This is a genomic window from Nonomuraea sp. NPDC049141 (assembly GCF_040648415.1).
Lineage (GTDB): Bacteria > Actinomycetota > Actinomycetes > Streptosporangiales > Streptosporangiaceae > Nonomuraea.
In genome coordinates this window covers 327,646-338,730 of sequence record NZ_JBEZDR010000014.1, presented here as the reverse complement: position 1 = coordinate 338,730, position 11,085 = coordinate 327,646, and the positions used below count along the sequence as shown (strand labels likewise).

The window sequence follows — 11,085 nt, the reverse complement described above, 5'->3', positions numbered from 1 at the left end:
GGCTTCGAGGTTCGTGACGTGCACCCGTCCCACTACGGCCGGATGTGCCCGATCGAGACCCCGGAAGGCCCCAACATCGGCCTGATCGGCTCGCTGGCCTCCTACGGCCGGATCAACGCCTTCGGCTTCGTGGAGACGCCTTACCGCAAGGTCGTCGACGGCAAGGTGACCGAACAGATCGACTACCTGACCGCCGACGAGGAAGACCGCTTCGTCAAGGCGCAGGCCAACAGCGCGATCAACCCCGACGGCTCGTTCGCCGAGGCTCGCGTCCTGGTCCGCACCAAGGGCGGCGAGACCGAGCTGGCCCGGGCCGAAGAGGTCGACTACATCGACGTCTCGCCGCGCCAGATGGTGTCGGTGGCCACCGCGATGATCCCGTTCCTGGAGCACGACGACGCCAACCGCGCGCTCATGGGCTCCAACATGCAGCGCCAGTCGGTGCCGCTGCTCAAGAGCGAGGCGCCGCTGGTCGGCACCGGCATGGAATACCGTGCCGCGACCGACGCCGGTGACGTCATCAGCGCCGAGAAGGCGGGCGTGGTCGAGGAGGTCTCCGCCGACTACGTCACCGTGATGAACGACGACGGCACCCGCACCACCTACCGTGTCGCCAAGTTCAAGCGGTCCAACCAGGGCACCTCCTTCAACCAGAAGCCCATCGTCGCCGAGGGCGACCGGGTCGAGGTCAACCAGGTCATCGCCGACGGTCCCTGCACCGACACCGGTGAGATGGCGCTGGGCAAGAACCTCCTCGTGGCGTTCATGCCATGGGAGGGCCACAACTACGAAGACGCGATCATCCTGTCCCAGCGGCTGGTGCAGGACGACGTCCTGTCCTCGATCCACATCGAGGAGCACGAGGTCGACGCCCGCGACACCAAGCTGGGCCCTGAGGAGATCACCCGGGACATCCCCAACGTCTCCGAGGAGGTCCTGGCCGACCTCGACGAGCGCGGCATCATCCGCATCGGCGCCGAGGTCGTACCCGGCGACATCCTGGTCGGCAAGGTCACCCCGAAGGGCGAGACCGAGCTGACCCCGGAGGAGCGGCTGCTGCGCGCGATCTTCGGTGAGAAGGCCCGTGAAGTCCGCGACACCTCGCTGAAGGTGCCGCACGGCGAGCAGGGCAAGGTCATCGGGGTCCGCGTGTTCTCCCGCGAAGAGGGCGACGAGCTGCCGCCCGGTGTCAACGAGCTGGTCCGCGTCTACGTGGCCCAGAAGCGTAAGATCACCGACGGCGACAAGCTGGCCGGCCGGCACGGCAACAAGGGTGTCATCTCCAAGATCCTGCCGGTCGAGGACATGCCGTTCCTGGAGGACGGCACCCCGGTCGACATCATCCTCAACCCCCTGGGCGTGCCCGGCCGAATGAACGTCGGCCAGGTGCTGGAGACCCACCTCGGGTGGATCGCCGCCCGCGGCTGGGACATCTCCGGCGTCCAGGAAGCCTGGGCCGAGCGGCTGCGTGACAAGGGCTTCGAGAAGGTCGCCCCGCGCACCAACATGGCCACGCCGGTCTTCGACGGCGCCCACGAGGAGGAGATCGTCGGCCTCCTCGGCAACACCGTCGCCAACCGCGACGGCGACCGGATGGTGCAGCAGAGCGGAAAGGCCAAGCTGTTCGACGGCCGCTCCGGCGAGCCGTTCCCCTATCCGATCGCGGTCGGCTACATCTACATCCTGAAGCTGCTCCACCTGGTCGATGACAAGATCCACGCCCGGTCGACCGGCCCCTACTCCATGATCACCCAGCAGCCGCTCGGCGGTAAGGCCCAGTTCGGTGGCCAGCGCTTCGGTGAGATGGAGGTCTGGGCTCTGGAGGCGTACGGCGCCGCCTACGCGCTCCAGGAGCTGCTGACGATCAAGTCCGACGACGTCCTGGGCCGCGTGAAGGTCTACGAGGCGATCGTCAAGGGCGAGAACATCCCCGAGCCGGGCATCCCGGAGTCCTTCAAGGTCCTCATCAAGGAAATGCAGTCGCTGTGCCTCAACGTCGAGGTGCTCTCCAGCGACGGCATGTCCATCGAGATGCGTGACACCGACGAGGACGTCTTCCGCGCGGCGGAGGAGCTCGGTATCGATCTGTCCCGGCGTGAGCCGAGCAGCGTGGAAGAAGTCTGAGGGGGAGATCGCACAAAATGCTAGACGTCAACTTCTTCGACGAGCTCAGGATCGGCCTCGCGACGGCCGACGACATCCGTCAGTGGTCGCACGGCGAGGTAAAGAAGCCAGAGACCATCAACTACCGCACCCTCAAGCCGGAAAAGGACGGGCTCTTCTGCGAGAAGATCTTCGGTCCGACCCGCGACTGGGAGTGCTACTGCGGCAAGTACAAGCGCGTCCGGTTCAAGGGCATCATCTGTGAGCGCTGTGGCGTCGAGGTGACTCGCGCCAAGGTGCGTCGTGAGCGGATGGGCCACATCGAGCTGGCCGCGCCCGTCACGCACATCTGGTACTTCAAGGGCGTCCCGTCGCGCCTCGGTTACCTGCTCGACCTGGCCCCGAAGGACCTGGAGAAGGTCATCTACTTCGCGGCGTACATGATCACGCATGTCGACACCGAGATGCGTGAGCGTGACCTGCCCTCGCTGGAGGCGAAGATCTCCGTCGAGCGGCAGCACATCGAGCAGCGCCGTGACGCCGACGTCGAGGCCAGGCAGAAGAAGCTCGAAGGCGACCTGGGCGAGCTTGAGGCCGCGGGCGCCAAGGGCGACCAGCGCCGCAAGGTCCGTGAGGGCGCCGAGCGCGAGATGCGTCAGCTTCGCGACCGGGCCCAGCGTGAGCTGGACCGGCTCGACGAGGTGTGGAGCCGCTTCAAGAACCTCAAGGTCCAGGACCTTGAGGGCGACGAGCTGCTCTACCGCGAGATGCGCGACCGCTTCGGCCGCTACTTCAAGGGCGGCATGGGCGCTCAGGCGATCCAGGACCGCCTGATCAGCTTCGACCTCGACGTCGAGTCGGAGAACCTGCGCGAGACGATCCGCAGCGGCAAGGGCCAGAAGAAGGCCCGCGCGCTCAAGCGGCTCAAGGTCGTGTCGGCGTTCCTCAACACCACCAACTCGCCGCGTGGCATGGTGCTCGACTGCATCCCGGTCATCCCGCCGGACCTGCGCCCGATGGTGCAGCTCGACGGTGGCCGGTTCGCGACCTCCGACCTGAACGACCTGTACCGCCGGGTCATCAACCGGAACAACCGCCTTAAGCGTCTGCTCGACCTCGGCGCGCCCGAGATCATCGTAAACAACGAGAAGCGGATGCTCCAGGAGGCCGTCGACGCGCTGTTCGACAACGGCCGTCGTGGTCGCCCGGTCACCGGTCCCGGCAACCGTCCGCTCAAGTCCCTCAGCGACATGCTGAAGGGCAAGCAGGGCCGGTTCCGCCAGAACCTGCTGGGCAAGCGAGTCGACTACTCCGGCCGTTCGGTCATCGTCGTCGGCCCGCAGCTCAAGCTGCACCAGTGCGGTCTGCCCAAGCAGATGGCGCTGGAGCTGTTCAAGCCGTTCGTGATGAAGAGGCTGGTCGATCTCAACCACGCCCAGAACATCAAGTCGGCCAAGCGGATGGTCGAGCGGGCTCGTCCGGTCGTGTGGGACGTGCTCGAAGAGGTCATCACCGAGCACCCGGTGCTGCTCAACCGCGCTCCGACGCTCCACCGTCTGGGCATCCAGGCGTTCGAGCCGCAGCTGGTCGAGGGCAAGGCCATCCAGATCCACCCGCTCGTCTGCACCGCGTTCAACGCGGACTTCGACGGTGACCAGATGGCCGTGCACCTGCCGCTGTCGGCTGAGGCCCAGGCCGAGGCACGCATCCTGATGCTCTCGACCAACAACATCCTCAAGCCGGCCGACGGCAAGCCCGTGACGATGCCCACCCAGGACATGGTCATCGGCCTCTACTGGCTGACCACCCAGAAGGACGGCGCGGCGGGCGAGGGCCGGGTCTTCGGCTCGATCGCCGAGGCTCAGATGGCCTTCGACCGTCACGAGCTGGAGATCCAGGCGAAGATCCAGATCCGGCTCAAGGACGTCCTGCCGCCCCGCGAGTGGGTCGCGCCGGAGGGCTGGGAGCAGGGTGACCCGATCCGTCTGGAGACGACGTTCGGCCGGTGCCTGTTCAACCAGACGCTGCCGGCGAGCTACCCGTTCGTCAACTTCCAGGTCGGCAAGAAGCAGCTGTCCGTCATCGTCAACGAGCTGGCCGAGACCTATCCCAAGGTCGACGTGGCCAACTCGCTCGACGCGCTCAAGGACGCCGGCTTCCGCTGGGCGACCCGCTCCGGTGTCACGATCTCGATCGACGACGTCGTCGCGCCGCCCAACAAGGCCACCATCATGGAGAACTACGAGCGCCGGGCCGACAAGGTCCAGCGTGAGTACGAGCGTGGTCTGATCACCGACGAGGAGCGCCGTCAGGAGCTCATCGAGATCTGGACGCACGCGACGGCCGACGTCGAGACCGACATGGTCAACGCCTTCCCGGCGACCAACCCGGTCTGGATGATGGTCAACTCCGGTGCCCGAGGCAACAAGATGCAGGTGCGTCAGATCGCCGGCATCCGTGGTCTGGTGTCCAACACCAAGGGTGAGACGATCCCGCGTCCGATCAAGGCCTCGTTCCGCGAGGGCCTGTCGGTGCTGGAGTACTTCATCTCCACCCACGGACAGCGGAAGGGTCTGGCCGACACCGCCCTGCGTACCGCCGACTCGGGTTACCTGACCCGTCGTCTGGTGGACGTGGCGCAGGACGTCATCGTGCGTGAGATCGACTGCGGCACCGACCGCGGGGTCCCGCTGCACGTCGCCGATCGGGACGCGTCGGGCAACCTGGTCAAGGCGGAGAACGCCGAGTCCAACGTGCACGGCCGCATCCTGGCCGAGGACGTCGAGGTCGACGGCAAGGTCATCGCGGCGGCTGGTGTCGACATCAACGACATCCACGTCACCGCGCTGGTCGAGGCCGGCATCGAGACCGTCCGCACGCGGAGCGCGCTCGTCTGCGAAGCCAAGATCGGCGTCTGCGCGACCTGCTACGGCCGCTCGCTGGCGACCGGCAAGCTCGTCGACGTCGGCGAGGCGGTCGGCATCATCGCCGCCCAGTCGATCGGTGAGCCGGGCACGCAGCTGACGATGCGTACCTTCCACACCGGTGGTGTGGCGGGCGCCGACATCACCCACGGTCTGCCCCGTGTCCAGGAGCTCTTCGAGGCGCGCATCCCCAAGGGTGTCGCCCCGATCTCCGAGACCGAGGGCAGGGTCCGCATCGACGAGACCGACAAGTCTCGTAAGATCGTCATCACACCGGATGACGGTTCGGAGGAGATCGCGTACCCGGTCTCGATGCGTTCACGCCTGCTCATCTCCGATGGCCAGCGCGTGACGGTCGGCCAGCAGCTGGTCGCCGGTGCGGTCAACCCCAACGAGGTGCTGCGCATCCTCGGCCCGCGGGCCGTGCAGCTGCACCTGGTGGCCGAGGTCCAGCAGGTGTACCGCTCGCAGGGTGTGTCGATCCACGACAAGCACATCGAGATCATCGTGCGGCAGATGCTCAAGCGCGTGAACGTGCTGGAGTCCGGCGAGACCGACCTGCTGCCCGGCGAGCTCGTCGAGCGCCCGCGCTTCGAGCAGATGAACCGCCAGACGGTGGCGGAAGGTGGCTCCCCGGCCGCCGGTCGCCCGGTGCTCATGGGCATCACGAAGGCGTCGCTCGCCACCGAGTCGTGGCTGTCGGCGGCCTCCTTCCAGGAGACCACCAGGGTCCTGACGGACGCGGCGATCCACGCCAAGTCCGACTCGCTCCTGGGCCTGAAGGAGAACGTCATCATCGGTAAGCTCATCCCGGCCGGTACGGGCATGCCCCAGTACCGCAACATCCGGGTCGAGCCCACCGAAGAGGCCAAGGCGGCGATGTACACCGTCGGTGGATACGACGGTTCCGCGGCCGACTACACCTTCGGCACCGGCAGCGGCGAGGCCGTTCCGCTGGAGGAGTACGACTTCGGTCAGTACAACCGCTAGTCAGCGTTTCGAAGCACCGCGTCTGGATCTTGGTGATCCGGGCGCGGTGCTTTGTTTTGGTAGTTACGGCCAGCCCGGTGGGCCCCACCCGCCGTACGGGGCCGGGCTCCCTCCAGGGGCACGCTCCTCCGGTTTACGGGCTGGGCGCCGCTACGTGCGCGCTCTGGGCCGTCTGGGTGGTCGGAGGGTAGCCGGGACCACTTCACAGGTTCCGATGCCTGGTGCGCCCATCCAGCGCGCGCATGGCCATGCGTGGTCCGGTGCGAGTCATCATGGGGAACCGCGACGAAATACTCCGTGGGCCGGATATCATGGGCGTGGAGCAGTAGCCGGGCATGTATCGAAGAGGGCCCAGCGACCAGCAGTAGTGGCAAAAGCGTGTCCGCTTTGTCGCGCTGCTTTGACGTGTCGCGTGGGCCTGGGTAGTCTAGAGCATCGTGCCCGTCGTTAGCGGGCTCTCGGCTGTGCGCTCATATATGGGAGCGCCGGACGGCTTCCTGGCTCGTTGTCCCTGCGGATGTGTCTGTGCGAAGAGCGCGACACGCCCGAGCGCGGGGGCGCCGAGACGGGGAAAACCAGCAGGTCATGACACCGGCAGAACCTGCGAAATGCACAAGACGTATTACCGGCCAGCACGAACGGAGTGGCAGTGCCCACTATTCAGCAGTTGGTCCGCAAGGGCCGGCAGGACAAGGTCGCCAAGACCAAGACTCCTGCCCTAAGGGCGAATCCGCAGCGTCGAGGTGTGTGCCAGCGCGTCTACACCACGACCCCTAAGAAGCCCAACTCGGCACTGCGCAAGGTGGCCCGTGTTCGGCTCACCAACGGCATCGAGGTCACGGCTTACATCCCCGGTGTGGGCCACAACCTGCAGGAGCACTCCATCGTGCTCGTGCGCGGCGGTCGTGTGAAGGACCTGCCGGGTGTCCGCTACAAGATCATTCGCGGTTCGCTGGACACCCAGGGTGTCCGCAACCGCAAGCAGGCTCGCAGCAAGTACGGCGCGAAGAGGGAGAAGAGCTAACTATGCCTCGCAAGGGTTCTCCCGGCCGCCGTCAGCTCATGTCTGACCCGGTCTACAGCTCGCCGCTGGTCACCGCTCTGATCAACAAGGTGCTCCTGGACGGCAAGCGTTCCATCGCGCAGTCGATCGTGTACGGCGCCCTTGAGGGCTGCAGGGACAAGACGGGCAACGACCCGGTCGTCACCCTGAAGCGCGCGCTTGACAACGTCAAGCCGACCCTCGAGGTTCGCAGCCGTCGTGTTGGTGGCGCGACCTACCAGGTGCCGGTCGAGGTGCGCGCCGCGCGCAGCACGACGCTGGCCCTGCGCTGGCTGGTGCAGTACTCCCGCGCCCGCCGCGAGAAGACCATGACCGAGCGCCTCATGAACGAGCTCCTCGACGCCAGCAATGGCCTCGGAGCGAGTGTCAAGAAGCGCGAGGACACCCACAAGATGGCCGAGTCCAACAAGGCCTTCGCCCACTACCGCTGGTAACCCCGGCGGGTTCGACGAGACGACGAGGACGCGAGAGAAGTGGCCGCAACGACCGCTCTAGACCTGGCAAAGGTCCGAAACATCGGGATCATCGCCCATATCGACGCGGGTAAGACCACCACGACTGAGCGCATCCTGTTCTACACCGGCATCAACTACAAGATCGGTGAAGTCCACGATGGCGCAGCCACCATGGACTGGATGGAGCAGGAGCAGGAGCGTGGCATCACGATCACGTCCGCTGCGACGACCTGCGAGTGGGACGGTCACACGATCAACCTGATCGACACCCCCGGCCACGTCGACTTCACCATCGAGGTCGAGCGTAACCTTCGTGTCCTCGACGGTGCGGTCACCGTGTTCGACGGTGTCGCGGGCGTCGAGCCGCAGTCGGAGACGGTGTGGCGTCAGGCCGACCGCTACAACGTCCCCCGCATTTGCTTCGTGAACAAGATGGACCGGGTCGGCGCGGAGTTCCACCGCTGCGTCGACATGATGGTCACGCGTCTGGGCGCCACCCCGGCGGTCATTCAGCTTCCCTGGGGCGTCGAGGCCGGTTTCAAGGGCGTCATCGACCTGGTGAAGATGAAGGGCCTGCTCTGGAGCGAGGACGCGGCCAAGGGCGAGATGTACGACGTCGTCGACATCCCGGCCGACCACGCCGAAGCCGCTCGTGAGTGGCGCGACAAGCTCGTCGAGACCGTCGCCGAGAACGACGACGAGATGATGGAGCTCTTCCTCGAGGCGATCGAGCCCACCGAGGAGCAGCTGGTCGCGGCTATCCGCCGCGCGACGCTGGCCAGCGTCATCAACCCGGTTCTCACCGGCACCGCGTTCAAGAACAAGGGCGTGCAGCCCCTGCTCGACGCGGTGGTCGCCTACCTCCCCGCGCCGATCGACATCCCGGCCTTCGAAGGCCACGCGGTCGGCAACGAGGAGAAGGTCGTCGTCCGTCACGCGGACCCGACCGAGCCGTTCTCCGCGCTGGCGTTCAAGATCGCGAGCGACCCGCACCTGGGCAAGATCACCTACATCCGCATCTACTCCGGCACTCTCGAGTCGGGTTCACAGGTCGTGAACTCGGTGAAGGGCCGGAAGGAGCGGATCGGCAAGATCTACCAGATGCACGCGAACAAGCGTGAGGAGCGCCCGGTGGCCTCCGCCGGCCAGATCGTCGCCGTCATGGGTCTCAAGGACACCACGACCGGCGACACCCTGTCCGACCCGGCCAACCAGGTCGTGCTCGAGTCCATGACGTTCCCGGCTCCGGTCATCAACGTCGCGATCGAGCCCAAGACCAAGGGCGACCAGGAGAAGCTGTCGACCGCGATCCAGCGGCTGGCCGAGGAGGACCCGTCCTTCCAGGTCCGTCGTGACGAGGAGACCGGCCAGACGGTCATCTGGGGCATGGGCGAGCTTCACCTGGAGATCCTCGTCGACCGTATGCGTCGCGAGTTCAAGGTCGAGGCCAACGTCGGTCGTCCTCAGGTGGCCTACCGCGAGACCATCCGCCGCACGGTGGACAAGGTCGACTACACCCACAAGAAGCAGACGGGTGGGTCCGGCCAGTTCGCGCGGGTCATCATCAAACTCGAACCGCTGGGCGAAGGCAACGACGGCTACGAGTTCGAGAACAAGGTCACGGGTGGCCGGGTCCCGAGGGAGTACATCCCCTCGGTCGACGCGGGTGCCCAGGAGGCCGCCGAGTTCGGCGTGCTGGCCGGCTATCCGATGGTGGGCGTGAAGGTGACGCTGATCGACGGTGCCGCGCACGACGTCGACTCCTCGGAAATGGCCTTCAAGATCGCCGGCTCGATGGCCTTCAAGGAGGCCGCTCGCAAGGCCGACGCTGTACTCCTCGAACCGATGATGGCCGTCGAGGTCACCACGCCCGAGGACTACATGGGTGACGTCATCGGTGACCTCAACGGTCGCCGCGGGCAGATCCAGGCGATGGACGAGCGGGCTGGTGCCCGTGTCGTCTCGGCGCTCGTACCGCTTTCTGAGATGTTCGGCTACGTGGGCGACCTGCGTAGCAAGACGCAGGGGCGCGCGAGCTACAGCATGCAGTTCGACTCTTACTCGGAGGTGCCTCCGGGCATCGCCAAGGAGATCGTCGCGAAGGTCCGGGGCGACTAGTCCCGGAACCCCCGGCCGGGCCCAGCCCGGCCGTCAAGGGGCTTCGGCCTCTGGTGGGGCGGTGCGAGCCGCCTCACCGCCTAGGGGTTCGGGATCACCCGGGCCCGAGTGTGTAGACGAAAGTCAGTCAGATTCTCAAGGAGAGAACCAGTGGCTAAGGCCAAGTTCGAGCGGAACAAGCCGCACATGAACATCGGCACCATTGGGCACATCGACCACGGCAAGACCACGCTGACCGCGGCGATCACCAAGGTGCTCCACGACCGTTTCCCCGAGCTGAACAAGGCTACTCCGTTCGACAAGATCGACAAGGCGCCGGAGGAGAAGGCCCGCGGCATCACGATCTCCATCGCGCACGTCGAGTACCAGACGGAGAAGCGCCACTACGCTCACGTGGACTGCCCCGGTCACGCGGACTACGTGAAGAACATGATCACCGGTGCCGCGCAGATGGACGGTGCGATCCTCGTGGTCGCCGCCACTGACGGCCCGATGCCGCAGACGAAGGAGCACGTCCTCCTGGCCCGCCAGGTCGGCGTCCCCTACATCGTCGTGGCCCTCAACAAGGCCGACATGGTCGACGACGAGGAGATCCTGGAGCTCGTCGAGCTCGAGGTCCGTGAGCTGCTCTCGGCTCAGGAGTTCCCCGGCGACGACCTTCCGGTCGTTCGCGTCTCCGCGCTCAAGGCTCTTGAGGGCGACGCGAAGTGGGCCGACAGCATCATCGAGCTGATGAACGCGGTCGACGAGAACGTGCCCGAGCCGCCCCGCGAGACGGACAAGCCGTTCCTCATGCCGGTCGAGGACGTCTTCTCGATCACCGGTCGCGGCACGGTCGTCACCGGCCGTATCGAGCGCGGTGTCGTCAAGACCAACGAGCAGGTCGACATCATCGGCATCAAGGCCGAGAAGACGACCACCACGGTCACCAGCATCGAGATGTTCAACAAGATCCTCGACGAGGGTCACGCGGGCGACAACGCCGCGCTGCTGCTCCGCGGCATCAAGCGCGACGACGTCGAGCGCGGCCAGTGCATCATCAAGCCGGGCACGACCACCCCGCACACCGAGTTCAACGGCCAGGTCTACATCCTGTCGAAGGACGAGGGCGGCCGCCACACGCCGTTCTTCAACAACTACCGCCCGCAGTTCTACTTCCGTACGACTGACGTGACCGGTGTCGTGCACCTCCCCGAGGGCACCGAGATGGTCATGCCGGGCGACAACACCGAGATGCGCGTTGAGCTGATCCAGCCCATCGCCATGGAGGACGGTCTCAAGTTCGCGATCCGTGAGGGTGGCCGCACCGTCGGCGCCGGCCGGGTCATCAAGATCATCAAGTAGTACGATCGCGGGGCGGCGGTCGTCCCTCGGATATCGAGGCCGACCGCCGCACCACGAGAGGGCAGGAGTCCCTACGGCTCCCGCCCTC

6 protein-coding genes are annotated in these 11,085 nt (G+C 66.1%); all 6 read left to right on the top strand.

Going from position 1 to position 11,085, the window contains the following annotated elements:
* Window positions 1-2,124: DNA-directed RNA polymerase subunit beta (locus AB0B91_RS38485; protein ID WP_358330642.1), on the top strand; the 2,124-nt coding region annotated here is incomplete at its 5' end.
* Between the two features lie 17 nt (window positions 2,125-2,141).
* Complete coding sequence (locus AB0B91_RS38480; protein WP_358330639.1) at window positions 2,142-6,017, top strand: DNA-directed RNA polymerase subunit beta'; 3,876 nt, start codon at window positions 2,142-2,144, stop codon at window positions 6,015-6,017.
* A 649-nt stretch (window positions 6,018-6,666) separates the two neighbouring features.
* Window positions 6,667-7,041: a 30S ribosomal protein S12 gene (gene rpsL / locus AB0B91_RS38475; protein ID WP_214633169.1), complete on the top strand. Its 375-nt coding sequence runs from the start codon at window positions 6,667-6,669 to the stop codon at window positions 7,039-7,041.
* A gap of 2 nt (window positions 7,042-7,043) precedes the next feature.
* Window positions 7,044-7,514 carry a 30S ribosomal protein S7 gene (gene rpsG / locus AB0B91_RS38470; protein ID WP_138670613.1) on the top strand — a complete coding sequence of 157 codons (471 nt, stop codon included), beginning with the start codon at window positions 7,044-7,046 and terminating at the stop codon, window positions 7,512-7,514.
* Window positions 7,515-7,553: 39 nt separating this feature from the next.
* Window positions 7,554-9,653: an elongation factor G gene (gene fusA, locus AB0B91_RS38465; RefSeq protein ID WP_358330635.1), complete on the top strand. Its 2,100-nt coding sequence runs from the start codon at window positions 7,554-7,556 to the stop codon at window positions 9,651-9,653.
* Between the two features lie 150 nt (window positions 9,654-9,803).
* A complete protein-coding gene (tuf, locus tag AB0B91_RS38460; protein ID WP_358330632.1) occupies window positions 9,804-10,997 on the top strand; it encodes an elongation factor Tu in 1,194 nt (397 codons plus the stop codon).
* The last annotated feature ends 88 nt before the right edge of the window (window positions 10,998-11,085 follow it).